The 25,810-nt window shown below is 68.8% G+C and carries 20 protein-coding genes and 1 pseudogene; 10 read left to right on the forward strand and 11 right to left on the reverse strand.

The window, feature by feature from the left end; all coding sequences use genetic code 11:
* Window positions 1–29 precede the first annotated feature (29 nt).
* Together DIE02_RS24030 and DIE02_RS24035 are read left to right on the forward strand one after the other, a co-directional pair.
* Complete coding sequence (locus DIE02_RS24030; protein ID WP_124484629.1) at window positions 30–905, forward strand: LysR family transcriptional regulator; 876 nt, start codon at window positions 30–32, stop codon at window positions 903–905.
* Window positions 906–1,149: 244 nt separating this feature from the next.
* Entirely contained in the window at window positions 1,150–2,745 is a 1,596-nt protein-coding gene (locus tag DIE02_RS24035; protein WP_185702650.1) for a trypsin-like peptidase domain-containing protein, read from the forward strand.
* Between the two features lie 189 nt (window positions 2,746–2,934).
* Here DIE02_RS24035 and DIE02_RS24040 read toward each other — a convergent pair whose 3' ends face one another.
* Window positions 2,935–3,903, reverse strand: coding sequence for a helix-turn-helix domain-containing protein (locus tag DIE02_RS24040; RefSeq protein ID WP_124484631.1), 969 nt, complete (start codon window positions 3,901–3,903; stop codon window positions 2,935–2,937).
* Between the two features lie 490 nt (window positions 3,904–4,393).
* Here DIE02_RS24040 and DIE02_RS24045 point away from each other — a divergent pair, with 490 nt between their 5' ends.
* Window positions 4,394–5,479 (forward strand): helix-turn-helix domain-containing protein, encoded by a 1,086-nt coding sequence (locus DIE02_RS24045; protein ID WP_260427222.1) that lies wholly within the window; start codon window positions 4,394–4,396, stop codon window positions 5,477–5,479.
* A 302-nt stretch (window positions 5,480–5,781) separates the two neighbouring features.
* A complete protein-coding gene (locus DIE02_RS24050) occupies window positions 5,782–6,384 on the forward strand; it encodes a J domain-containing protein (protein WP_124484633.1) in 603 nt (200 codons plus the stop codon).
* Between the two features lie 327 nt (window positions 6,385–6,711).
* On the opposite strand, the gene DIE02_RS24055 is transcribed toward DIE02_RS24050, so the two are convergent.
* A complete protein-coding gene (locus DIE02_RS24055; RefSeq protein ID WP_011549124.1) occupies window positions 6,712–6,945 on the reverse strand; it encodes a hypothetical protein in 234 nt (77 codons plus the stop codon).
* Between the two features lie 324 nt (window positions 6,946–7,269).
* On the opposite strand from DIE02_RS24055, the pseudogene DIE02_RS36120 reads away from it, so the two are divergent.
* Window positions 7,270–7,578, forward strand: a pseudogene (locus DIE02_RS36120) (MFS transporter); the annotation flags it as partial.
* 188 nt (window positions 7,579–7,766) lie between these two features.
* On the opposite strand, the gene DIE02_RS24065 reads toward DIE02_RS36120, so the two are convergent.
* The 7 genes from DIE02_RS24065 to cobA form a co-directional block, all read right to left on the reverse strand.
* Window positions 7,767–8,465, reverse strand: coding sequence for a fumarylacetoacetate hydrolase family protein (locus tag DIE02_RS24065; RefSeq protein WP_124484634.1), 699 nt, complete (start codon window positions 8,463–8,465; stop codon window positions 7,767–7,769).
* Between the two features lie 129 nt (window positions 8,466–8,594).
* Window positions 8,595–9,536: a helix-turn-helix transcriptional regulator gene (locus DIE02_RS24070; RefSeq protein ID WP_044843331.1), complete on the reverse strand. Its 942-nt coding sequence runs from the start codon at window positions 9,534–9,536 to the stop codon at window positions 8,595–8,597.
* A 132-nt stretch (window positions 9,537–9,668) separates the two neighbouring features.
* Window positions 9,669–10,451, reverse strand: a complete 783-nt coding sequence (locus DIE02_RS24075) for a YkgJ family cysteine cluster protein (protein ID WP_124484635.1) — start codon at window positions 10,449–10,451, stop codon at window positions 9,669–9,671.
* A gap of 32 nt (window positions 10,452–10,483) precedes the next feature.
* Complete coding sequence (locus DIE02_RS24080; protein ID WP_124484636.1) at window positions 10,484–11,083, reverse strand: uracil-DNA glycosylase family protein; 600 nt, start codon at window positions 11,081–11,083, stop codon at window positions 10,484–10,486.
* A gap of 144 nt (window positions 11,084–11,227) precedes the next feature.
* Window positions 11,228–12,271 (reverse strand): CmpA/NrtA family ABC transporter substrate-binding protein, encoded by a 1,044-nt coding sequence (locus tag DIE02_RS24085; RefSeq protein WP_124484637.1) that lies wholly within the window; start codon window positions 12,269–12,271, stop codon window positions 11,228–11,230.
* 5 nt (window positions 12,272–12,276) lie between these two features.
* Window positions 12,277–12,873, reverse strand: coding sequence for an ANTAR domain-containing response regulator (locus DIE02_RS24090; protein WP_124484638.1), 597 nt, complete (start codon window positions 12,871–12,873; stop codon window positions 12,277–12,279).
* Between the two features lie 171 nt (window positions 12,874–13,044).
* Window positions 13,045–13,806 (reverse strand): uroporphyrinogen-III C-methyltransferase, encoded by a 762-nt coding sequence (gene cobA, locus DIE02_RS24095; RefSeq protein WP_124484639.1) that lies wholly within the window; start codon window positions 13,804–13,806, stop codon window positions 13,045–13,047.
* Between the two features lie 703 nt (window positions 13,807–14,509).
* Between cobA and DIE02_RS24105 the strand changes: the two genes are divergently transcribed.
* Genes DIE02_RS24105 through DIE02_RS24120 form a run of 4 tightly spaced genes read left to right on the forward strand, consistent with a single transcriptional unit; the run spans window position 14,510 to window position 23,020 of the window.
* Entirely contained in the window at window positions 14,510–15,835 is a 1,326-nt protein-coding gene (locus tag DIE02_RS24105; protein WP_124484640.1) for an MFS transporter, read from the forward strand.
* 21 nt (window positions 15,836–15,856) lie between these two features.
* Window positions 15,857–18,430, forward strand: coding sequence for a nitrite reductase large subunit NirB (gene nirB, locus DIE02_RS24110; RefSeq protein ID WP_124484641.1), 2,574 nt, complete (start codon window positions 15,857–15,859; stop codon window positions 18,428–18,430).
* A gap of 38 nt (window positions 18,431–18,468) precedes the next feature.
* Window positions 18,469–18,816, forward strand: a complete 348-nt coding sequence (gene nirD / locus DIE02_RS24115) for a nitrite reductase small subunit NirD (protein WP_124484642.1) — start codon at window positions 18,469–18,471, stop codon at window positions 18,814–18,816.
* Between the two features lie 16 nt (window positions 18,817–18,832).
* The gene (locus tag DIE02_RS24120; RefSeq protein ID WP_124484643.1) at window positions 18,833–23,020 is read left to right on the forward strand and encodes a bifunctional nitrate reductase/sulfite reductase flavoprotein subunit alpha; all 4,188 of its coding nucleotides are present in this window, start codon (window positions 18,833–18,835) and stop codon (window positions 23,018–23,020) included.
* 175 nt (window positions 23,021–23,195) lie between these two features.
* Here DIE02_RS24120 and DIE02_RS24125 read toward each other — a convergent pair whose 3' ends face one another.
* On the reverse strand, window positions 23,196–23,972 hold the full coding sequence (locus tag DIE02_RS24125) for an SDR family oxidoreductase (protein ID WP_124484644.1): 777 nt from the start codon (window positions 23,970–23,972) through the stop codon (window positions 23,196–23,198).
* Window positions 23,973–23,976: 4 nt separating this feature from the next.
* Complete coding sequence (locus DIE02_RS24130; protein WP_124484645.1) at window positions 23,977–24,417, reverse strand: heme-binding protein; 441 nt, start codon at window positions 24,415–24,417, stop codon at window positions 23,977–23,979.
* Window positions 24,418–24,514: 97 nt separating this feature from the next.
* Here DIE02_RS24130 and DIE02_RS24135 point away from each other — a divergent pair, with 97 nt between their 5' ends.
* Entirely contained in the window at window positions 24,515–25,453 is a 939-nt protein-coding gene (locus tag DIE02_RS24135; protein WP_124485052.1) for a LysR family transcriptional regulator, read from the forward strand.
* Window positions 25,454–25,810: the final 357 nt, after the last annotated feature.

Genomic DNA, 25,810 nt, shown 5'->3' on the forward strand with positions numbered 1-25,810 from the left:
CTCCATCTACCCCGGGATCACGTCAACGCATGGAACTTCGGCATCTCCGATACTTTCTGGCCGTGGCGGCCACATCCAACTTCACGAAGGCCGCGGAAACGCTCGGCATGGGTCAGCCGCCGCTCAGCCAGCAGATCAAGGCGCTCGAGAACGAACTCGGCGTGGCGTTGTTCAAGCGGACCGCACGCGGCGCCGAACTGACCGTGGCCGGAGAGGTGTTCGCGGAAGAGGCACGGCGCGTGCTCGCCGACGCGGAGCGCGCGGCGCGGGCGGCAAGACGGGCGGCGCGCGGGGAGATCGGGCAGTTGCGGGTCGGGTTCACCGGGACGGCGGCCTTCAATTCGAAGGTGGCGGACCTGATTCGCCGCTTTCGCGAAGCGTTTCCCGATACGGATCTGACGTTGCAGGAGGCGACCTCCGGCGTGCTGCTCGACGCGCTGGCGGCCGGGCGGCTCGACGTCGCGATCGTGCGTCCGGAGCGCCGCATCGCGGACACGTTGCTGACAACGGACTGGGACGAGGAGCCGATGTTCGTCGCGCTGCCGGTCGCGCATCGGCTCGCGCAGCGGCGTCGGATCGATCTGGCGGAGCTGGCCGACGAGGCGTTCGTGCAGGTGCCGCGCGAAGCGGGCAGCGCGCTGTTCGACGACATCGTCGCCGCGTGCAATGCCGCCGGCTTCCAGCCGCGCATGGCGCAGCCCGCGCCGCAAATCGCTTCGGCGGTGACGCTCGTCGCGGCCGGGCTCGGCGTGTCGATCGTGCCGAAGGCGATCACGCAGGTGCAGGTCGCAGGCGTCGTGTATCGGCAGGTCGCGGGCAACGGGCTGCGCGCGAGGCTCGCGATTGCGTCGCGGCGCGACGATCCGTCGGCGGTGGTGCGCAATTTTCTGGCGCTGGCCTGGTAGCGCGGGACGCATTGCGTCGCGCCTCGCCGCCGCGTCGGGGGAATGTTCCGATTGACGAACCGCGAACTTTGTCCGGAACGAACGCTGTCGCGGTTCCGCCGCTGCCCGACCACCCGGCATGCGGGTTTCGATTCGTATGTTCCGGAGGTGGCGTGGACTATAAATGGAGGGGTGTACCGGTGCTTGTCGGGCGTCCGCGCGTCTCGCGCGGGTCGGCGCTGCGACTGCCCGGGGGAGGTGCACCGTGGTTCGCCAGACGCTTGCTCGCGCCGTGCTTCGCACCGCGTTGATCGGGGGCGTGTTCGCCCTGGTTTTGGCGGCGCCGCCGGCCGCTGCCGGGACCGTCGCGCCGCCCGCCACGCCACCGGTGATGAAGAACAGGCCTGCCGCACGGTCTTACTCGATGCCGGTCGACTTCTCGGCGATCGTCGATCGCTACGGCCCGACGATCGTGACCGTCATGACCGCGGCGACCGACCAGCAGGCCGGCGGGCCGTCCTTCGTGTACCTCGATCCCGACGATCCGCTTGCCGCGTTCTTCCGCCGCGGCGCGCCGCTGCCGCCCGCGCAAGGCGCGCAGGCGCCTGCGCCTGATACGTCGCCGCGCGCGATCGCGGGCATCGGTTCGGGCTTCATCGTCGGCGCCGACGGGGTGATCCTGACTTCCGCGCATGTCGTCGCCGACGCGACCGATGTGACGGTGCGACTGGCCGATCGTCGAGAGTTGAAGGCGACGGTGGTGACCGTCGATCCGCAGAGCGACGTCGCCGTGCTGCACATCGACGCGACAAAGCTGCCGGTCGTGCATATCGGCGATTCGTCGCGGGTGCGTGCCGGCGAACCGGTGATGACGATCGGCGCGCCGGACGGCTCGGGCAACACGGTCACGGCCGGCATCGTCAGCGCGACGTCGCATGCGCTGCCGGACGGCAGCGCGTTTCCGTTCTTCCAGACCGATATCGCGGTGAACCCCGACAACTCGGGCGGCCCCGTGTTCAACCGCGCGGGCGACGTGATCGGCATCGCGGTGCAGGTTTATACGGACGCCGACCGTTATGCGAGCACGACGTTCGCGATTCCGATCGCACTCGCCATCAAGGTGCGTGCGCAGGTGCAGGCGCAGATGCGGGCCAATGCGCAGGCGGCGCAGCGCACGTCGTCCGGCAATGCGCTGGGCGTCGACGTGCAGGATGTCGGCGTCGGGCTGGCCGCGGCGTTCGGCCTGCCGCGTCCGGCGGGCGCGCTCGTCAACGGCGTCGATGCCGGCTCGCCCGCCGCCGCGGCCGGCGTGAAGCCCGGTGACGTGATCGTGAAGTTCGGCGGCAAGCCGATCGGACGGTCGGCCGAGCTGAACGACCTGGCCGCCGCGTTGCCGCCCGGCGGAAAGGCGCCGCTGCGGCTGATCCGCAACCGCACGCCGATGATGCTGACGGTCACGGGAGCGGGAGCAGGAGCTGGGGCCGGCGACGCGATCGACAACGCGGCCGCGACGGGCAGCAGTGCGGGCAGCGCGGGCACGGTCGGCACGGCCGGTGCCGCCGGCGTGGCGATGGCCGCCGCGCGGCCGGCAGACTCCGGCGATCGGCTCGGGCTGACGATGCATCCGCTGAGCGACGCCGAACGGCGTTCGACCGGGCTCGCGGTCGGGATGATGGTGGATGCGGTGCACGGGCCGGCCGCGAACGCGGGCATCCGGCCCGGCGACGTCGTGCTCGAACTCAACGACACGCTGCTCGAAACGCCGGACGACGTGCAGGCGCTCGAAGCGAAAGGCGGCGTGATCGCCGTGCTGATTCAGCGCGAGAACGCACGCAAGTTCGTGTCGGTGCGGGCGCGGTAGGGTGTCGACGGGGGCGCGGGGAAGAGCGGCGGCGCTCCGTCGATTCGTCATGTGGACGATGCAGCGCATGCGACGGCTTGACCGGAAACGGCGAACAGGTTGCGACGCGCTTCATGGGCGCCCCTGATCGCGACGACGCGCAACGCGTGGCACCGGAATCGAGCGCACGTCGGCCGATGTACGTTGCACTCACGCCATGCCAGTGGTCGCATCGTTACGCATGCGATATTCAGTCGGCGTTGTCGACAGGTATTTCCGGAACAGCCGCGCCAGTTGGGCGCCACTGTTGATGCCACAGCGACGCGCGACCTTGTCGACCGGCAAGCTCGATTCCACCAGCATCCTGCAGCTCATGTTCAAGCGCGCGCGCTGCAGGTAGTCGGATGGCGTCATGCCGATCTCGCTCTTGAACCTTCTCAGGAAGTTGCGCGCGCTCATGGCCGCGACTTGCGCCGCAGCATCGATCGAGACGGGCCGGTCGACGTTCGCCTCCAGCCAGCGCGCGGATGCCGTGATCTGCTCGCTCACACGTGGCACGTTGCTCGCCGCAACGAACGCATCCGACGGTGCAGGCGCCGGCATCGCCAGAGACCCGGACACTTGCCGCGCGAGCTCGCCGCCCAAATCGTCTTCGACCACGCGCAACGCAATGCGAATGGCATCAGGCTCGCCGCCCGGCGGTCTGGCGGCATGCATGTCGGGCGGGTCGTTGGCGGCACGAAATCCGCTCGGAAGACCGGCCGCATCCAGAAGAAGTTTTCCGTTTGCGATCGGATGAACGGTTTCGCATAGCGGATGCTGGCGGCGCAGCCAATCGATCAGCCGCTTGTCGCGACAGGCCGGATCAGCAGCCGCTCCGCCTGTGACGAACATGATCTGCTTGCCTTCCACGCGCCGCCGCGAATCGATGCTCTCCGTCCAGACGAAGACCGATGAAGAGGCGGCAATTCGGCCGCCGGCAGCGGACACCAGCGATACGTCATAGCGCGCCTCGCCGGACGGACGAGCTGTGGTCAGCGCACTTGCTTTATGAAAAATCTCGATGATCGCCGCGACGTCGTGCAGTGCAAATCCGTTGGACAGCACAATGTCGACTCGCGTCGGCGCCCCTGCGGTGGGCATCCGCGAGCGAGATAGGGTGGAGTGCTCCGATTCCATCGGTGATTCCCCAAGGATGTTGTTGACCGGCAGCGGCCCGCTTCGGGCTCTGCAACTCGAAGCCGTTGACGCATGCCTTACAGGCGGCCTTCGACAACTATCGCGTGGCCGGATTCGACAGCCTGTGGCCGCCTGAAACAGGCAAGCACCTGCGGACATGCGGCCCCGAGAATTCTAGAAAGGGCGGTCGGGTCGGCTTGACACTCCGTCTCAAAAAAACGGAACTTCTATCGGATGCGCTGGGCCCGGTCGAATTGCCGGAAGCACGAGCGATCAGGCTCGCCTTCGCGCAGGTGGTGAAATCGCGATTCGCAAACGATTGCGTGATGCTGAAGAAGCGGGAGGGGACGCGCCGTGTGCTACGGCAAAGCACGTACTGGTATGCTTCCCATGCTGCACTAGCGCGTTCCGGGCGAGCGATTGGATCGATATGGCGTTCAGGAGTGCTGGGCAGATCAAAGCCGGACGAAAATCAGCGAAGAGCGCCGCATTGAACGACGACCCACTACACACTGCGATACCGCCAGGCCGCCTGTTGTTGCCGCCGGAGCGGCCGGTGCTCGCGCCCGGCATCGTGCACAGCAGTTTCAGCGTTCAAGGCGACGCCCGTCGAAGCTTGCTGGCCTGGCAAGAGCGCATGAGTCCCGTCTACGACATATTGCCTTCGTCGAAGCAAGCCGAGGATACGTTCGATGCATCGATGTCCCGTTACACGATCGAGAATCTGAGCATCCTCGACTTTCGCACGGGGCCGAACCTGGCCGTGCGATCGTTGGGTCGGGTTTCGACCGAGAGCGTGCGGGACGTCTCGTTCAGCATATACCTTGAAGGGTCGCCGGGGCAGTTCCTGGGCGGCAAACCACGGTCCGACGCGCCGCACGTGCCGCACGTGCCAAGTATCCTCGCCCTGGACATGGATCAGCCGTGCACGGTCCGGAGTTTTCATAGCCGGATACTTCTCCTGTTTGTGCCACGCGCACTGGTGGAAAAGTCATTCCCTGATGCGGCGTCGCTGCATGGCCGCTGGATTCACGCCACCGATCCTCTGACGCGCATGCTGATCGAGCATCTGGTGGCGCTCAATAAAACCATCGTCGGACTGAGCAAGGACGAAGCGCATCGGTCCTTGCTCACGGCGGTAGAGTTGATCGTTGCGGCCTTCTGCCGCCAGGCGGGTCTTGCCGGCAATGCCCGCGCGGCGGTCCGCGCTGCTGTATACGGGCAAGTGCGGCGGCACGTCGAGGCAAATCTGCATGATCCGAATCTGTCGCCCGACAGCGTGTTGGCGTCGCTTAATCTCTCACGCGCCAGCGTGTACCGAATATTCGAGCATGAAGGGGGCCTGGCCGCTTATATCCGCAACCGCAGGCTGCGAATTGCGGCCGATGAACTGGTGCGCTTTCCCCATGTGGAGGTACAGGACGTTGCCTCGGGGTTGGGCTTCAATGATGCATCAAGCTTTACTCGTGCATTCCGTCGAGCCTTCGACATCTCGCCGCGAGATTTGCACGAGTACGCACCGTTGTTCCAGCATGGAGATACAAAACGGGAGCGCTTCACGAAGAGGCAGGGTTGAACGGATTGGCTCGTCGGCTACGACGAACCTGCGCGGCAGCCGTGTTTCGATAGCCGCTCGAAAGCGGCCACTGACCTTGGCCATCGGGGCGAACGATTGCTGCATGCTCATTCGGATACTCGCGCGACCGTTCCAGTCGGCAAACGGCCGCTCCGACGAGAATGATTCGGATCTCGTCATCTGCCAAAGCGCCCCTGAACTGCAGTCAGAATGTTCAGTACCTGGTGAATTCTCAACCCGGCGGATGGGCGCCGCGGCGACATGCTAGGATCAATGCGATCCGACTTTCATCCCGACGCACCATGACGACAATGTATGAATTGCTCGGTGTGCGCGAGAACGCCACCGACGAGGAAATCAAGCGCGGCTACCGGAAAGCAGCGATGAAAGCACATCCCGACCGCAACGTCGGGTGCGAAGCGGACGCGCATGCGCGATTTCAGGAGATCAAGGAGGCATACGCGATTCTCTCGGACCCGAAGCTGCGCCGCGTCTATGACACCGTTTACGCAGAGGAAATGCGCCGTCACGCACGGCTTCGCGAAGAAGAGGAACGCCTGAAGGCAGAGCGCGAAGCGGAATATGCGCGGTTCGTGGCATTGGCGATGCGCTTCGCCGAGCAAGGGCACAATCGCGACGTCGTGTTCGGTGTTCTGCTCGGCCGTGATTGCGATGGTCAACTCGCCGAGCGCATTGCCGGCAGTGTGGTCGAGCTGCATGCGTCGCGCCAGCCGGGCGCATCGCGGGACGGGCAGCGTGATGAGCAGATGCCGCAAGGCGACGAGAGGGCGACACAGGAGGCATCGGAGCAGGCGCCAAAGAGCGACGCACGAAGGAGTGACGAACACGCGCATACGGATTTTTTCAGCGCTCTGTGGCACGGCGTGTTCGGGCTGCGCCCGTGAGTCCTGGTGGGGGACCGGTTTTGCGAACGCGGAACTTGGCCGCGGTCGGTGGCATCTTCGGGGGAGGTTCTTCGATCGACTGCTTTATGAATTGACGGCTAATTGGGCAGTATTCGGCCGAGGCTGTGTGAAAACGCGAAACCACACGGTTTTCGGGTGTCACTTTACCCTTCCCGAACAGCCACCAGGCCGATACAGCGCGATCTGAAGGGTCGAGTTTTTCAACTGGAGCCTTGGCCATGCGTTTTCACACGGCCTCGGCCACAAACGGCCGTTCGACACAGCTTTTTAGATTGTCGACAGTCGGTGCAGATAAGGGCGTGGTCTTTAGCGGTTACCGTCGATCAGATCGTTCAGCAGCGCATCGAACGCGGCCTGTGCGTCTTCAAGTTCCTGCAGGGCGGCATCAAAGGTCTGCAGCGCGAACGGCGAAGGCTCGCCGCTGCCTTGCGGCGGAAATTGCTTCTGCATCGAGGCGAACGTACTCTGCACGCGCAGCGTGGCGGCCACCATGCGCTCCATCGCCTGGGTTTCTTCGGCACGGGCCTGTTCCGGATTCATTCCTCTCTCCTTGGATGGTTTTCTTGAAGACCAGATCGTACACGCTGTGTCCGTTCTTGCCGCCCTTGGCAGAACGATTCCGTTGAAGGTTCCAACGGCACGCTGCGGGAGAAGCAATTTAATCGGGCATGATTCCGCAGTCGCGCCGAGGCCAAGATACTCATCGAGCGTGGCTACAAAATCCCGCTGCAGCTCACAACGATTGGCCGCTTTGGATGAATCTGAAGGGCCGTTCAGGGTCGACAACCGACCTCCCCGGAAATCCACGAAGAACGTCTTTTGCATTGCGCACGTCCACGCGACGCGTGCGGGGTGGGCACCCGCTTGCATCCAAACCTGCCGATCGCTTCCGAGCCGGCTGCACCGCGACACGCAACGCTGATCCTGCTGTGCGCGTTCTCGGTGCTGCCGTTGAGCCTGTTCCTGCCGTCGCTGCTGGCGATCGCGCGCGACCTGCGCGCCGACTATGCGCTCGTCGCGCTGTCGCTAGGCGGCTACGCGGCGGTCGCCGTGTCGCTCGAGTTCGTGATGGGGCCGCTCTCGGACCGGTCCGGGCGGCGACCGATCATGCTGACGCGCCTCGGCATCTTCACGCTCGGGTCGCTAGGCTGCGCGATGGCGACCAGTCCACGGCGATCGCGCTGGCGGCCGCGGTGTGCGTACGAATCTTCGACGCCCGCGAACGGCGCGCGTGATCGACGCGACAGGACCGGCACGCCGATCCGGCGCGATGCGATCGCTGCCCGGATCGACAAGGAGCGATACGACCCGACCCGACAGCCGTCGGACCGACTGCGCGTCGCATGCGCCCGCACGATGCCTTACGGCTTCGCCCCCATCGTGAACTCGAACGTCGCGACGCCGTCGACGCCACCCGTCACGCGGTCGCCCGGCTGCAGCGCGCCGACGCCGGCCGGCGTGCCGGTGAAGATCAGGTCGCCGGCCTTCAGCTCGACCGAGCGCGACACGTACGCGATCACGTCCGGCACGGCCCAGATCATGTCGGCGAGATCGCCTTGCTGGCGCGTTTCGCCATTGACCGCGAGCCAGATCCGGCCGCTTGCCGGATGGCCCGTGGCGGTCGCAGCGCGCAGCGCGGTCACGGGGCCCGACGCGTCGAAACCCTTCGCCCAGTCCCACGGCCGGCTAAGCTTCTTCGCTTCGGCCTGCAGGTCGCGGCGCGTGAGGTCGACGCCGACGCCGTAGCCCCAAACGTGCGACAGCGCATCGGCCGGGTCGATCGACCGGCCGTCCTTGCCGATCGCGACGACCAGCTCGATTTCATGATGGAGGTCGCCGGTCAGCGGCGGATACGGGACGGTGCCGGCGGCCGGGACGATCGCGTCGGCCGGCTTCGTGAAGAAGAACGGCGGTTCACGGTCGGGATCGGCGCCCATTTCGCGCGCGTGGTCGGCGTAGTTGCGGCCGACGCAGAACACGCGGCGCACCGGAAAGCGCGCGGACGACTGTTCGACTTCGACGGAAGGACGCTCGGAAGCGTCGATGACGTATGCGGACATCGGATGACCTCGTTCGATGAATAGACGGATGCCGTTGCCCGCGCAATGCGCCGCGGGCCGGCATGCATGGAACGATACCCGACGCATGCGCGCCGGGATGCGACGCAACTGCGCTTTAACCGGACAAATCTACGCGTCGCCGGCCGTCGGCGCTGCGTCGGCGTCCGGCAGCGCGGCGTTGGCATCCCGGTACGCCTTCGGCGACACGCCGACCCGCGCCCGGAAGCGCCGCGCGAAATACCCTTCGTCGCGGAAGCCGACCGAGCGCGCGATGTCGGCGATGCGCCGGCTCGTATGCGCGAGCAGCGACTGCGCGAGCGCGATCCGGCGCTCGGTCACGAGATCGGTGAAGGTGCTGCCGGTTTCCTTGCGCACCAGGTGCGCGAGGTAGTTCGGCGACAGGAACGCGGCCTCGGCGGTGGCCGCGAGCGTGAGGTCCTCGCGGGTCAGGTTCGCGCGCACGTGGCGCAGCACGCGAGCGAGGGCGTCGCGCCGGCCCGCGCGCTGGGCGCCACGCTGCGCGAGCTTGTCGAGCGCGCCCGCGTACTGCGTGCAGACGAGGCCGATCAACTGCAGCAGGTAGCCGCGCAGCAGCGTGGTCGAGCCGAAGGTGCGCACGCGGTCGGCATCGAGCATGCACAGCGCGAGGCGCCGCGCCTCGTCGAACGCGTCGCCGGTCAGGATGAAGTCGAGATGTTCCTGGAAGCGGAACGGCGTCAGCTCCGGAAAGCGCTGCGCGGGGACATCCTCGAGATCGAGCGGATCGACGTCGAGATCGGCGCGCAGGAACGCCTGGCTGAAGTTGATGACGATGAAGTGCGCGCCTTCCGGATGCGGAATCAGGTGTTCTCGGTGGGGCAGCACGAACGCGAGCGCGCCGCGCGGAAACGGCCGCGTGACGCCGCCGATCCGCTGCTCGGTGTCGCCGCCGAGGTTGAACTGGATCTGGAAATACGCGTGCCGGTGCGGCTCGGTGATCGCCTGGCGCGACGCCTGGTCGCGGATGTAGAAATCGAGCCGGTCGCTGCGTTCGGGCATCCCGTACAGGCGCGGCGGGGCGGTGGAGGGCATGAAGGATTCTGCTGTTGGTGACGCGGTTGAGCCGCGATGGTACAGCGAACCGGGCGCGGCCGGAATCTGCGGGCCGATCCGCGCAGGCCGGACGGGCCGCGTGGGCGCGCGCCCCGCGCGGCGACAGGGCAATCAGGCGGCCGGATGAAAGCCCAGGTAGCGGCAGCGCGTGTCGGCCCCGTCGGTGGCGAGCCGGCTGGATGCGCCGACCGAGCGGAGCGTGTCGGCGGTCGCGGTGCGATTCGTGAGCAGCGTCCATGCCGTCGGCGCCGGCTCGGCGGCCGCCGTTGCGCGCGCATCGTCGAGCGCGCTCAGCGCGGCCAGCAGCGCGCCGGCGGAAGGCGCGTGAATCGCGAATCCTTCGTTCGCGACGGCTGCCGTATCGATGCCGAGCGCCGCGCACAGTCGTGCACGAAGCGGCGTCTCAGCCACGCTCGCCTCCCGTGCGCACGCGATGTTCTCGCGTGTGAGGGCATCGACGATCGTGCCGCCGCGGGTGAGCGGCGCCTGCTGCCATGCGTCGGCCGGGCACTGCTTGCCGTCCAGCGCCAGCGGTACGAACGGATTGACCTCGGCGGGGTAAATCCGGCACACCAGCGGCCGTTCGTCGTAGATCGCGCAGCGCAGGTCGTCGCGCAGGTTCGGGCACGGCCCGGCATGGGACGCGGTGAGCAGGGTGGTGACGCGTACCGGCAGCGTGCCGCTGAACGCGGGCGACGAACGTGCCCGCTTGTATGCGGCGAACGCGTCGTCGGGGGCCGGTTCGACGGGCCACGGCATGGCGTCGCACAACAGTTCCACATGGCCGCCGCGCCGCAGCCATGCCGTGGCCTCGGCGACGGTCAGCGGAATGCGCAGGTCGTGGCAGCAGCGGCCGCAGCCGGTGCATGAAAAGTCTATGTCGTTCTGATTCATTTCGATTGGGAACAGGGGGCGGCCGGTTTCCGTCAGCCGGCGATCAGCGGCGCGACGCGCCGCCGCAGTTCCGGCACGACCTCGGCATCGAACCACGGATGGTGCTTGAACCACGCCTGGTTGCGCGGCGACGGATGCGGCAGCGGCAGCACGTCGGGGCCGTAGTCGCGCCACGCGTGCACGGTGTCGGTCAGCGTCGCCTGGCGCGTGTCGCGCAGGAAATGCCGCTGCGCGTACTGGCCGATCAGCAGCGTCAGCCGGATCGACGGCAATTCGGCGAGCAGCCGGTCGATCCACAGTGGTGCACATTCAGGACGCGGCGGGTTGTCGCCGCTCGCGCCGCGGCCGGGGTAGCAGAAACCCATCGGCACGATCGCGAAGCGGGTCTCGTCGTAGAACGTGTCGGCGTCGACACCGAGCCAGTCGCGCAGCCGCTTGCCGCTGGCATCGTCCCACGGGATGCCGCTCGCATGGACGCGGGCGCCGGGCGCCTGCCCGACGATCAGGATGCGGGCGTCGCGATGGGCGCGCACGACGGGGCGCGGGCCGAGCGGCAGGTCGGCTTCGCAGGCGCGGCACGCGCGGATTTCGGTGAGCAGCACGTCGAGCGGCGTGCGCGTTCGTTTCGGCATCGATTCTGAACGGGGACGGACTGGCGACGCGGATGCAAACGCGTCCATGCGGCGCGGCGAGCCGGAGCGGACCGGCGCATCGGGTCAGGCATTCCGCGGGGCGCGGCATGGTGCTGCGCGGCGGCCCCGGCATCCGTGCCGGGATCACCTGTCCGCCGCACCGCCTTCGGCGACCGCAGCATCATACAACGCCGTCTGCGCGATCGCCGCGGCGATGGCCGCGTCGTCGTGCGTGCCGTCGAGCATGCCCCAGCGGCGGTATTGCAACAGGAACCACCGGCCTTCCTGGGGATCCGGCCGGTTCACGGCGCCGCCGTCATGGAAGCGGATCGGCAGCGGCGGCTGCGCGAACGGCCCCGGGCCGTAGTCGCCGAGCAGGCGCGGCGCGATCAGCCGGGCCGGTACGCCGAGCGCATCGGGCGACGCGAGCCAGCCGGCCGCGTCGCGACGGTGCGCGGCGCTGTCGAGCCACGCGCACGCATCGACGAGCGTGCGGATCAGCGCGCGCGCGGTGGCCGGATACAGCGCGACGAAATCGCGCCGGGCCGCGAGCACCTTCTCCGGATGATCGGGCCAGATCTCGCTGGTGACGGCGACGGTCCGGCCCGCGCCGCACGCTTCGGCCACCGCGTGCCACGGCTCGCCCGCGCAGAAGCCGTCGAGTTCGCCGCTCGCGAGCGCCGCGACCATCTCGGGCGGCGGAATCACGACGCTGCGCACGTCGCGCAACGGATCGATGCCGTGCGACGCGAGCCAGTGGTTCAGCCACATCGCATGCGTGCCGGTCGGGAAGGTCTGCGCGAGCAGCGGCTTGCGTCCGAGCGTCGCGAGCGCCGTGCGGACGTCGCCGCTTGCGCGGTAGGCGTCGGCGAGGCCGCGGGCGAACGTGATCGCCTGGCCGTTGCGGTTCAGCACCATCAGCGCGGCCATGTCGGCCTGCGGGCCGCCGATGCCGAGCTGCAGCCCGCACACGAGCCCGTACAGCGCGTGCGCGGCGTCGAGTTCGCCGCTCAGCAGCTTGTCGCGCACGGCGGCCCAGGACGGCTGGCGGCTCAGTTCCAGCGTCAGGCCGTGGCGCGCGCCGAGATTCAGCTGCTGCGCGACGATCAGCGGGGCCGCGTCGCTCAGCGCGACGAACCCGAGACGAAGATGCGCGCGTTCCGGCGCGGCGGGAGGCGAAGGGTTCATGGCATTCATGACGGTTGGGTCGCATCGAGCAGTTGCCGCGCGACGTCGACGATGCGCAGGCCCTGGTCCATCGCGCGCTTGCGCAGCAACGCATACGCATCGTGCTCGGACAGCCTGCGCTGATCCATCAGCAGGCGCTTCGCGCGATCGATCAGCTTGCGTTCGGCGAGCTCGCGCTCGACGTCGGCGAGCCGGCGGCGCAGCGCATCGTCGTGCGAGAAGCGCGCGAGCGCGACTTCGAGGATCGGCGCGAGGCGCTCGGCCGACAGGCCCTCGACGAGATACGCGCTGACGCCGGCGCCGACCGCCGCGTGAATCAGCGCCTGGTCGGCATCGTGGCTGAACATCAGCACGGGGCGCGGCGCGGTCGCGTGCATCACGGCCAGTTGCTCGAGCGTGTCGCGCGACGGCGAATCGGTATCGATGATGACGACGTCGGGGCGCTGCTCCTCGACGGCCGCGGGCAGGCGCGCGGGCGTCGCGACGTCGTTGAGCATCTCGTAGCCGAGGCGCGCGAGCGCGTCGCCGAGTTCGCCGATCGGCTTGTCGGTGTCGGTGACGAGCAGCACGCGCAGGCGTGCGGGCGGGACGGACGAACTCATGACGCGAACGGGGACGGACCGGCTTCGGTGCAAGGGTGGAACGGGGGTTGCGGGGCGCGGGCGGAAGTCGATGTGCCCGGAACCTCACGCATGCATCCCCGGCAGCCGGCGCGAACGCGGCCGCGGTGAGCGGAACGGGCGTGCGGACGGTGCCGCGTGACGTGACCCATGCTACGCCGCCCGCGACAGGAGCGCCTCGCCGGCGACATCGGTGCACCGCACGGCGGTTTCGCCGATCGCCGCGCCGACCAGCATCACGGCCGGGCTGCCGAGCCGGGCCGCCGCGACGCCGCGCGCGAGGCCGCCGAGCGTGCCTGCCCAGCGGCGCTCGTGCGGCGTGCCGGCCCACTGCACGGCGGCGGCCGGCGTCGACGCGGGCAAGGCGGCGAGCAGGCCCGCCGCGATGCTGGCCACGCGGCTCACGCCCATGTAGATCGCGAGCGTGGTGCCGGTCGCCGCGAGCGCCGCCCAGTCGGGTTCGCCGTGGTCCTGGCGATGTGCGGTGACGAACGTGACGCCCTGGCAGTGCTCGCGGTGCGTGAGCGAGATGCCGAGGCTCGCGGCGGCCGCGAAGCCCGACGAGATGCCGTTGACGATGTCGACGGGAATCGCGGCGGCGCGCAGCGTCGCGAGTTCCTCGCCGGCGCGGCCGAACAGCAGCGCGTCGCCGCCCTTGACGCGCACGACGTGCGCGCCGCGCAGCGCGTAGCGGCGCATCAGTTTCTCGATGAACGCCTGCGGCGTGGAGCGGCAACCGCCGCGCTTGCCGACGCGGATCACGCGCGCGTGCGGCGCGAGTTCGACGATGCCGGGCGCGACGAGATCGTCGAGCAGCAGCACGTCGGCGGCCGCCAGCGCCTTCACGGCCTTCAGTGTGAGGAGATCGGGATCGCCGGGCCCGGCGCCCAGCAGCGTGACTTTTCCAGTCGTCATGTCGTGTTCCAGTGCCGCGTGCGTGCGGCGATCGATAACGCATTGTTGCTTGCGGCGGCGGCGGGCGGTCGACGCGATCGCGACATCCGGCCGTGCCGGGCACGGGGGGACGTCGTTGTCCTGATCTGTTGCGCCCGCCTGCAACGGCGGGCCCGACTTGCGGGGACTGCCCACCGGCGCCGTTGCCGGTGTGGTCCGGAATCAGCAATATCCGGGCCAACCTGCTCGAACCGGGCGGCGAGCGCGGCAACCGACGTGGTGACAAATGCGGCAATGACTGCCGCGATACACATGCTGCGACCGCCACGACGGACGCCGGCCCGCATGCGGCCGCGGGGCCGCGGCGCACGCGATGCCGCATCGGCGTGCATCGCGGCCCCGTCCACGCGCACCGCGATGTCGCACGGCGACAGTGCTGCAGCGCACCGTATCTGTGCCTCGCTGCATCCCGACGTATCATGCGCGGCGTCGTGCAGCGACGCGTGCAACGGCCGGCGAGCCTTGTGCGGCGGGGCTGCAGATGCGATTCGGGCGGATATGGCACGGCGTTTGCGTAAGCTGGCTCGGGCGGGTCAATGGCGATTCGTCCGCAGTACCGATTACCGACGCGCCCGGCAACGGGCTTCATGGGCAACGGCGTCCTACACATCGGGTCTCGACGAGACCGGGTGTGCAGGACGCCGTTTTTCGTTTGGCGGATGACATGACCGACAAAGCTACCCGTATCGATCTCTTCAGCTTCCGCACCGCGCCGATGCGCGCGTTCCACATGACGTGGATGGCGTTCTTCGTATGCTTCTTCGCGTGGTTCGCATGCGCGCCGCTGATGCCGCTGATTGCGCGCGAGTTCCACCTCACCGCGGCACAGGTCGCGAACATCAACATCGCCGCGGTGGCCGCGACGATCGCCGTGCGGCTGCTGGTCGGCCCGATGTGCGACCGCTTCGGCCCGCGCCGCGTGTATGTCGGGCTGCTGGTGCTCGGCGCGATTCCGGTGTTCGCGGTGTCGTTCTCGCACGACTATGTGACGTTCCTGATCTGCCGGCTCGGCATCGGCGCGATCGGCGCGGGCTTCGTGATCACGCAGTACCACACGTCGGTGATGTTCGCGCCGAACGTGGTCGGCACCGCGAACGCGACCACCGCCGGATGGGGCAACGCGGGCGCGGGCGCGACGCAGGCGATGATGCCGCTGCTCGTCGCGGCCGGCCTGATGCTCGGCTTCGGCGACGACGCGTCGTGGCGCATCGCGCTCGTCGTGCCGGGCGTCGCGATGCTCGCGATGGCCTGGGCGTACTGGCGCTTCACGCAGGACTGCCCGCAAGGCGACTTCATCGCGCTGCGCAAGCAGGGCGTGACGGTCGACAGCGGCAAGAAGGGCGGCTGGGCGAGCTTCTTCGCCGCGTGCGGCAACTATCGCGTGTGGATGCTGTTCGTCACGTACGGCGCGTGCTTCGGCGTCGAGGTGTTCATCCACAACATCGCCGCGCTGTACTACGTCGATCACTTCAAGCTGTCGCTGAAGGACGCCGGCTTCGCGGTCGGGATGTTCGGGCTGCTCGCGCTGTTCGCCCGCGCGCTCGGCGGCTGGCTGTCGGACAAGATCACCGCGCGCCGCAGCCTCGACGTGCGCGCGACGCTGCTATGCGCGCTGATCGTCGGTGAAGGGCTCGGGCTGGTCTGGTTCTCGCATGCGCAGGGCATCGGCATGGCGCTCGTCGCGATGCTGACCTTCGGCCTCTTCACGCACATGGCCTGCGGCGCGACCTATGCGCTGGTGCCGTTCATCGACCGCAAGGCGCTCGGCGGCGTCGCGGGGATCGTCGGCGCGGGCGGCAACGTCGGCGCGGTGGCCGCGGCGTTCCTGCTGAAGGGCGTCGGCGACGTGCAGCACACGCTGAGCCTGCTCGGGCTCGCCGTCACCGCGACCGCGCTGTGCGCGATGGCCGTGCGCTTCAGCGAGGAACACAAGGCACGCGAGGCCGAGCTGCGTGACCGCGCGCTCGCCGCCGCCGGCGCCGCGAACTGATCGACCGAAGGAAACGTCATCATGAAACTCATCGTCATCGGCCACGGGATGGTCGGCCACAAGCTCCTCGAATGCGTCGCCGCGCAAGCCGGCGCGGCGGGCGCGCTGCAGGTCACGGTGCTCGGCGAGGAACCGCGTCCGGCGTACGACCGCGTGCACCTGTCGGAATTCTTCGCGGGCAAGTCGGCCGACGACCTGTCGCTCGTCGAACCCGGCTTCTTCGAGCGTCATCCGCAGTTCGACCTGCGGCTGAACGCCCGGGTCGCATCGATCGACCGTGCCGCGCACACGGTCACGCTCGCGTCCGGCGAAACGCTCGCGTACGACAAGCTGGTGCTCGCGACGGGCTCGCGTCCGTTCGTGCCGCCGGTGCCGGGGCGCGATCGCGCGGGCTGCTTCGTGTACCGGACGATCGAGGATCTCGAAGCGATGCAGGCGTGCGGCACGCACGCGAAGCGTGGCGTGGTGATCGGCGGCGGGCTGCTCGGCCTCGAATGCGCGAAGGCGCTGCGCGACATGGGGCTCGACACGCACGTCGTCGAATTCGCGCCGCGGCTGATGGCGGTGCAGGTCGACGACGGCGGCGGCCGGATGCTGCGCGCGAAGATCGAGGCGCTCGGCGTGACCGTGCATACGGGCAAGAACACGCTCGAAATCGTCGACGGCGAAGAAGGCACGCACCGGATGGCGTTCGCCGACGGTTCGCATCTCGATGCCGACATGATCGTGTTCTCGGCCGGCATCCGCGCACGCGACGAACTGGCGCGTGCGTGCGGCCTCGAAATCGGCCCGCGCGGCGGCGTCGCGATCGACGACGCGTGCCGCACGAGCGACGCCGACATCTACGCGATCGGCGAATGCGCGGCCTGGAACGGGATGGTGTACGGGCTCGTCGCACCGGGCTACGACATGGCGCGCGTGGTCGCGAAGCAGCTCGGCGGCGCCCCGGAAGAAGCGGCCGACGCCGCATTCGCCGGCGCCGACATGAGCACCAAGCTGAAGCTGATGGGCGTCGACGTCGCGAGCATCGGCGACGCGCACGGCGCGACGGCCGGCAGCCGCACCTACCAGTACGCGGACGAGCGCCGCCAGGTCTACAAGAAGCTGGTGGTATCGGACTGCGGCAAGTTCCTGCACGGCGCGGTGATGGTCGGCGACGCGGCCGAATACGGCACGCTGCTGCAGATGATGCTGAACCGCATCGAGCTGCCCGAGTCGCCGGAATTCCTGATCCTGCCGTCGTCGGACGGCGCGGCGAAGCCCGCGATCGGCGTCGACGCATTGCCGGACGGCGCGCAGATCTGCTCGTGCAACAACGTGTCGAAGTCGCAGATCTGCGCGGCGGTGGCCGACGGCGCGACGAGCCTGGGCGCACTGAAGTCGTGCACGGGCGCGGGCACGTCGTGCGGCGGCTGCGTGCCGCTCGTCACGCAGATCATGAAGGCCGAGATGAAGAAGCAGGGCCTCGCGGTCAACAACCATCTGTGCGAGCACTTCCCGTATTCGCGCCAGGAGCTGTTCCACCTGATCCGCGTCGAGCGCATCACGACCTTCGACGCACTGCTCGCGAAGCACGGCCACGGGCTCGGCTGCGACGTGTGCAAGCCGGCGGTGGCGGGCATCCTCGCGTCGTGCTTCAACGAGTTCGTGCTGAAGAAGGAGCATGCTGGGCTGCAGGATTCGAACGACTACTACCTCGCGAACATCCAGCGCGACGGCACGTACTCGGTCGTGCCGCGCATGCCGGGCGGCGAGGTGACGCCGGAAGGGCTGATCGCGGTGGGCCAGGTCGCGAAGAAGTACGGGCTCTACACGAAGATCACCGGCGGCCAGCGCGTCGACCTGTTCGGCGCGCGCGTCGAGCAGCTGCCGTCGATCTGGGAAGAACTGATCGCGGCCGGCTTCGAATCGGGGCATGCGTACGGCAAGGCGCTTCGTACCGTGAAGTCGTGCGTCGGCTCGACGTGGTGCCGCTACGGCGTCGACGATTCGGTCGGCCTCGCGATCGACCTCGAGAACCGCTACAAGGGCCTGCGCGCGCCGCACAAGATCAAGTTCGGCGTGTCGGGCTGCACGCGCGAGTGCGCGGAAGCGCAAGGCAAGGACGTCGGGATCATCGCGACCGAGAAGGGCTGGAACCTGTACGTATGCGGCAACGGCGGGATGAAGCCGCGCCACGCGGAACTGCTCGCGTCCGACCTCGACCGCGCCACGCTGATCCGCTACATCGACCGCTTCCTGATGTTCTACGTGCGCACCGCCGACCGGCTGCAGCGCACCAGCGTGTGGCGCGACAACCTCGAAGGCGGGCTCGACTACCTGGCCGACGTCGTCGTGCGCGACACGCTCGGGATCGCGGCCGAACTCGAGGCCGACATGCAGCACGTGGTCGACACCTACGAATGCGAATGGAAGAAGGCCGTCACAGACCCGGACACGCGCAAGCGCTTCCGCCACTTCGTGAACAGCGACGCGCCGGACACGACCATCGCATTCGTCGAGACGCGCGGCCAGATCCGGCCTGCCACGCCGGCCGAGCGCGCGGGCGGCAGGCCCGTTGCGATTCCCGTCGTCGCCGAACCCGCCACCGTGTGACTTCGACCGACACCAGCGTCTTTTCCAAGGAGCCCATCATGAACGATCGTCATCCCCTGTCCTGGACCCGCGTGTGCCCGCTCGACGACATCGTGCCGAACACCGGCGTGTGCGCGCTCGTCAACGGCGAGCAGGTCGCCGTGTTTCACGTCGCGCATGCCGAAGCAGGCGGCGTGTTCGCGATCGACAACGTCGACCCGGTGTCGCAGGCGGCGGTGATGTCGCGCGGGCTGATCGGCAGCCTCGGCGAGCGCGTGGTGGTTGCGTCGCCGCTGTACAAGCAGCATTTCGACCTGCGGACCGGCGAATGCCTCGAAGCGCCCGAGCAGTCGGTGAACGCGTATCCGTCGCGGGTCGAGGACGGCTTCGTATGGATCGCCGCCTGAACGCCCCGGACCACGCATGAGCGCCACCCCCGTCAAGAGCGTGTGCCCGTACTGCGGCGTCGGCTGCGGGATGGTGCTGCACGTCGAGGATGACGAAGTCGTCAAGGTATCGGGCGACTCCGACCATCCGGCCAACTTCGGACGGCTGTGCACGAAGGGTTCGTCGGCGCATGTCGCGCTGCGCCGCTCGGGGCGGCTCGACCGCGCGTTCGTGCGGCGCGCGCGCGAGGACGACCTCGTGCCGCTGCCGGCCCGCGACGCGATCGCCGAGACCGCGCGGCGGCTGCGCGCGGTGCTCGACGCGCACGGGCCCGACGCGCTGTCGTTCTACGTGTCGGGGCAGATGTCGATCGAGGCGCAATACCTCGTGAACAAGCTCGCGAAGGGCTTCGTCGGCACCAACAACATCGAGTCGAACTCGCGCCTGTGCATGGCGAGCGCGGGCACCGGCTACAAGCAGTCGCTCGGCGCGGACGGCCCGCCCGGCTCGTACCAGGACTTCGATCGCGCGAACCTGTTCTTCGTGATCGGCGCGAACATGGCCGACTGCCACCCGATCCTGTTCCTGCGGATGATGGATCGCGTGAAGGCCGGCGCGAAGCTGATCGTCGTCGATCCGCGCCGCACCGGCACCGCCGACAAGGCCGACCTGTTCCTGCAGATCCGGCCGGGCACCGATCTCGCGCTGACCAACGGATTGCTGCACCTGCTGCACGCGAACGGCCGCATCGATGCCGCGTTCATCGATGCGTACACCGAAGGCTGGGACGCGATGCCCGCGTTCCTCGCCGACTACACGCCCGAACGCGTCGCCGAGATCACTGGCCTCGCCGAAGCCGACATCCGCACGGCCGCGCAATGGATCGGCGACGCGCAGGAATGGATGAGCTGCTGGACGATGGGTCTCAACCAGAGCACGCACGGCGTGTGGAACACCAACGCGATCTGCAACCTGCATCTCGCGACGGGCACGATCTGCCGGCCTGGCAGCGGGCCGTTCTCGCTGACCGGCCAGCCGAACGCGATGGGCGGGCGCGAGATGGGCTACATGGGGCCCGGGCTGCCGGGCCAGCGCTCGGTGCTGTCCGACGACGACCGGCGCTTCGTCGAGCACCTGTGGCGCGTGCCGGCCGGCACGCTGCGCAAGGACGCCGGCCGCGGCACCGTCGACCTGTTCGAACGGATGGCGGCCGGTGACATCAAGGCGTGCTGGATCGTCTGCACGAATCCGGTCGCGACGGTGCCGAACCGGCAGAACGTGATCGCCGGGCTGCAGGCCGCGGAGCTCGTGATCGCGCAGGACGCATTCCTCGACACCGAGACCAACCGCTACGCGGACATCCTGCTGCCCGGCGCGCTGTGGGCCGAGGGCGACGGCGTGATGATCAACTCCGAACGCAACATGACGCTGATGCGCGCCGCGGTTGCGCCGCCCGGCGACGCGCTGCCGGACTGGCGCATCGTCGCGGAAGTCGCGCGCGAGATGGGTTTCGGCGATGCGTTCGACTATGCGTCGGCGGCCGACGTGTTCGACGAGATCGTGCGCTTTTCGAATCCGGCGACCGGCTACGACCTGCGCGGCGCGAGCCATGCGGCGCTGCGCGAGGGCCCGGTGCAATGGCCGGTCGCGCCGGGCACCGCGCGCGAGCGGCACCCGGTCCGCTACCTGAACGACGGCGTGAGCCAGACGCCGCGCGCGGCAGCCGACGGCGGCGCTGCGCCGCGCCTCGCGTTCCCGACGCCGTCGGGCAAGGCGCGCTTTTTCGCTCGGCCGCACGTCGATCCGGCCGAGCTGCCGGACGATACGTTCCCGATCGTGCTGAACACCGGCCGGCTGCAGCATCAATGGCACACGATGACGAAGACGGGCAAGGTCGCGATGCTGAACAAGCTCAATCCGCGCCCGTTCGTCGAACTGCATCCGGACGACGCGAGCGCGCTCGGCATCGCCACGCAGGACAGCGTCGAGATTCGCTCGGCGCGCGGCCGCGCCGTGCTGCCGGCCGTCGTGACCGAGCGCGTGCAGCGCGGCAATTGCTTCGCGCCGATGCACTGGAACGACGTGTACGGCGACGACCTGTGCATCAACGCGGTGACGAACGACGCGATCGATCCGGAATCGCAGCAACCCGAACTGAAGTATTGCGCGGTCGCGCTCGCGCGCGTCGACACGGACGCGTTCGCGTCCGCGGCCGACGACACGTCGCGACCCGATGCCGCCGCCGGCGACGCGCGGCCCGTGCCGGCGGCGGTGCAGATCACGGCTTCACAGGAATCCGACATGGCAGACCTCGACACTTTCGCGGCCGCGCTCGGCGTGGCCGATCTCGCGCCGCCGCCGCTCACCGACGCGGAGCGCCTGTACGTGGCCGGCCTCGTCAGCGGGCTGAAGGCGAGCGCCGGCCGGCGCGACGGCGGCGTGCCGGTGCTGCCGGCCGGCGCGCCGCTCACGCCGCCGGTGCGGTTCTGGCTCGACGGGATGCTGGCGGGGCTGTTCAGCCGAGCGTTGCCGGCCCACACCGCGGAAGGCGCCATGCCCGCACTGCCGGCCGAGGCCGCCGCGCCCGGCGGCGTGCGGATCGTGCGCACGCGCCCGAAGGTCGTGCTGCTGTGGGCGTCGCAGACCGGCAACATCGAATCGCTGACCGAGGACTACGCGACGCAGCTGATGAACGCCGGCTTCGAGATCCGCACCGCGTGCATGTCCGACTATCCGGTCGCGTCGCTGGCCGGCGCGCAATACGTGCTGCTGATGACGAGCACGTTCGGCGACGGCGACGCGCCCGACAACGGCAGCGAGTTCTGGGACGCGCTGCAGGCCGGCAGCGCCGCGCGCCTCGACGGCGTGCACTTCGCGGTGCTCGCGTTCGGCGATCGCAACTACGACCAGTTCTGCGGGCACGGCCGCCGGCTCGATGCAAGGCTCGCGGAACTCGGCGCGGCGCGCCTGTGCGCGCGCGTCGATTGCGACGTCGAGTTCCAGCGCGATGCCGACCAGTGGCTCGAGCGCGTGGTCGCCCGGATCAAGGAAGCGGATGCGGCGCTGCATGCGGTGCCGACCGCCGGGATGCGCGCGTCGGGGCTGCTGCCGACCAAGGCGCATCCGGCGCCGTCGAAGCTCGTCGCGAACCTGCGGCTCAACCGGCCGGGCGCCGCGAAGGACACGCGCTACGTGTCGCTGTCGACCGAAGGCGCGAACCTCGAATACGAAACCGGCGACGCGCTCGGCGTGTGGCCGACCAACTGCCCGGAGCTGGTCGACGAGCTGCTGTCGGTCACCGCGCTGAAGGCCGATGCGCCCGTGTCGGTCGCGGGCGTCGGCGACGTGCGGCTCGGCGATGCGCTGGCGCGCCACTTCGACATCACGCGCCCGCATCCCGACACGCTCGCGTTCATCGCGTCGCGCAGCGCGAACGGTGCGCTGAAGGCGCTGCTCGGCGACGATCGCAAGGCCGACCTGAAGCAATGGTTGTGGGGGCAACAGCTCGCGGACGTGCTGCACGAATTCCCGGTCGAGCTGTCGGGCGCGGAGCTGGTCGGGATGCTGAAGCGGCTGCAGCCGCGCCTGTATTCGATCGCGTCGAGCCCGAGCGCGCACCCGGGCGAGATTCACCTGACGGTGTCGGCCGTGCGTTATCACAATGGCCGCCGCGCGCGCAAAGGCGTCGCGTCGACGTTCCTCGCCGATCGCGCGGACGACGGCCGCGTGCCGGTGTTCGTGCAGAAGTCCGCGCATTTCCGGCCGCCGGTGAACGGCGACGTGCCGGTCGTGATGGTCGGGCCCGGCACCGGCGTCGCGCCGTTCCGCGGCTTCCTGCACGAGCGGCAGGCGCGCGGCGCGCGCGGCCGCAACTGGCTGTTCTTCGGCGAGCAGCATGCGCAGACCGACTTCTACTACGGCGACGAACTGAGCGCGATGCGCGACAGCGGCTTCCTGACGCGGCTCGATCTCGCGTTCTCGCGCGACCAGGCCGACAAGATCTACGTGCAGGACCGGATGCGCGAGCAGGGCGCCGAGCTGTACAAGTGGCTGGAGGAAGGCGCGCACTTCTACGTGTGCGGCGACGCCGCGCGGATGGCCAAGGACGTCGATACCGCGCTGAAGGCGGTCGTCGCCGAGCACGGCGGGATGTCGGACGAAGCCGCGAACGACTACGTCGCGAAGCTCTCGAAGGCGCGGCGCTACATGCGGGACGTGTACTGAGCGCGCTCGGCGCGGCTCGACGCGGCCCGCCCGGTTGCGAGCCCGGCTTCGGCGACGCATTGACCCGCGACGGTTCGCGCCGTCGGGAAGGTCATCGACGGCGAACGTCGTACGCGACAGGCCGGGCGGCGGGCAGGGCGTTCCTGCGTGACCCGCCTGCCGACGCCGGCCTGCGTCACTGCTGCCGGTCCCACGCGCGCGCCTGCTCGGCGCGCACGAACGCTTCCGACGACTGCGGCAGCAGGTTGCGGAATGCGCCGCCGTCGTTTTCGATCACGTCGACCATCTTCGCGATCATTTCCTCCGGATCGTGCTGCTCGAGCGGGAAGGTCAGCCGCTCGGGCGTCACCGTGTGGACGGCCGGATCGCGCCAGCGCCGCGGCGTTTCCATCATGCGGTCGTTGAAGCCGGTGCTGTACGGGCCCGGGTTCACGACCGCGACGCGGATGCCGTGCGGCGCCAGCTCCGCGTGCATCGCCTCGGCGACCGATTCGACCGCGTGCTTCGACGCGCAATAGGCGCCCGTGAACGGCCCCGTGATCAATCCCGCGATCGACGATACGAACACGATCTTGCCGTGCCCGCGCGCGAGCATGCCGCGGGCGATCTGCTGCGTGAGTTCGAGCGGCCCGAACAGGTTGACGTCGAACAGCTCGCGCACGATCTCGACCGGCAGGTCGACCAGCGCGCCGGCTTCGCCGACGCCCGCGTTGTTCACGAGCACGTCGACTTCGAATTCGGCCGCGCGGGCGCGGTCGTAGGCCGAAGTCACGTCGAGTTTCACCGCGCGCAGTGCCGTGCCGCGCTGCGCGGCGGCGTCCGTCAGCGCGTCGATTTCGGCGGTCGTGCGGACGCCGGCCGTGACCGCGTGACCGTGTTGTGCGAGCCGCAGCGCGACTTCGCGGCCGAAGCCGCTGCCCGCGCCGGTGATGAGGATGCGTTTCTGAGCCATGTGCTTACCTCGAGGTGGGAAAGGTTGCGTGAAAGCGATCGCGGCAATGCCGCGCGATCGCGTCGTCCTGCTCGACGCTGCCGCCAGATATGCCGATCGCGCCGACGCAGCGCCCGTCGCCGTCGACGAGCGGCTCGCCGCCGCCGAACGTGACGAGCCCGCCGTGGCTGTGCTCGATCCCGCGCAGCGGGCCGTCGCCGGACATCGCGCCGAGCGAGGCGGTCGATGCGCGGAAGCGGATCGCCGTCAGCGCCTTGCGTTGCGCGAGGTCGATCGCACCGAGAAAGCAATCGTCGGTGCGGATGAATGCGAGCAGGTTCGCGCCGGCGTCGACGATCGCGATCGACACACCGGCGACCTGCAGCGACGCGGCCTGCGCGAGCGCGGCTTCGATCGTCTGCCGGACGGCTGCGAGCGGCAGGGCGGGGCTGTGATGCGGATTCATTCGATGCTCCGGTGGAAGACGACGGGGCCAGTGTAGGTAGTTCTTGTATATGGGAGAATCGGCATTCCACTCGAAGGAGTTTCAAGTTTTTTTAATGATGAGCAGACGCGATCCGATGGCCGGGCTGCACGCGTTCATGACGGTCGCGACGGCCGGCAACTTCACGCGTGCTGCCGCCGCGCTCGGCCTGACGCCGGCTGCCGTCAGCCTTGCGATCGGCCAGCTCGAAGGCGAACTGAACGTGAAGCTGTTCAACCGCAGCACGCGCGGCGTGAGCCTGACCGAAGCCGGCCAGCATTACCGGCAGCAGACGGAGCCCGCGTACCGGCAGGTCATGCAGGCGCGCGACGCGCTGAAGGAGGTGCGCAGCGAGCCGGGCGGGCTGCTGCGCGTCACGGCGCTGCCGCTCGCGCGTTCGCTCGTGATCGCGCCGATACTGGCCGCGTTCCGCGCGCGCTATCCGAAGGTCCGGCTCGAAATCCGCTACGAGAACGAGCTGGTCGATATCGCGAAGGAGGGTTTCGACGCGGGGATTCGTCTTGCCGACCGGCTGCAGCCCGGCATGATCGGTGTGCGGATCGCGCCCGCGCTGACCTGCGCGCTGGTCGCATCACCCGGCTATCTGGCGCGGCACGGCACGCCCGCGTCGATTGCCGAGCTGGCGCGCCATGCGTGCATCCGGTTCCGGTTCTCCGAGAGCGGGCGCCTGCACAAGTGGCTGCTGCACGACGGGCGCCGCGACGTCGATCTCGACCCGGAAGGCGTGCTCGTGACGAACGACGCGGATGCGGTGATCGATGCCGCGCGGGAGGGTGTCGGCATCGCGTTCGCGTTCATGCGCGAGCGCATCGACGTGGACCTGCGCGACGGCACGCTCGTCGAGGTGCTGCCGGGCGCGTGCCGGACGCTGCCGCCGATGTGGCTCTATTACGTGAATCGCAAGCACGTGCCGGCCAAGCTGCGCGCGTTCATCGACATACTGCGGGAGCGGGCCGGCGCCGACTGGCACGATGACGGAGCGACAAAGGGCCCATGAGGCGGGCACGGCAATCCGTCCCCATTCCCCGAATCCCGCGCCGGTCGCGGGTTTGCTCTCGCGGGCTCGGCCGGGCCGGGAGAATTTCTCCCAAAAGCGTCGCAAGTCATTCATTCGATGAAAAATTCCCGGCGGTTCCCGGTATGATGCGCACCTTGCGCATGAATTTGACGCGTCGTTGATGCGACCGCCGCGCCCGAACCGCTCAGTACGGGATCGAAAGATTCTGTAATATAAAATCCGTATACTCGTAATTTCTGATTCAGGCGCCGCCTGGCTTCGTCCCAGGCCGACCGCCCACGCAGAACAACCAGATTCGTCGCCGCGAGGCCACCCTGCGCCGCGACAAGCTACGCA

The sequence above is a fragment of the Burkholderia sp. Bp8991 genome (assembly GCF_003853795.1).
Lineage (GTDB): Bacteria > Pseudomonadota > Gammaproteobacteria > Burkholderiales > Burkholderiaceae > Burkholderia.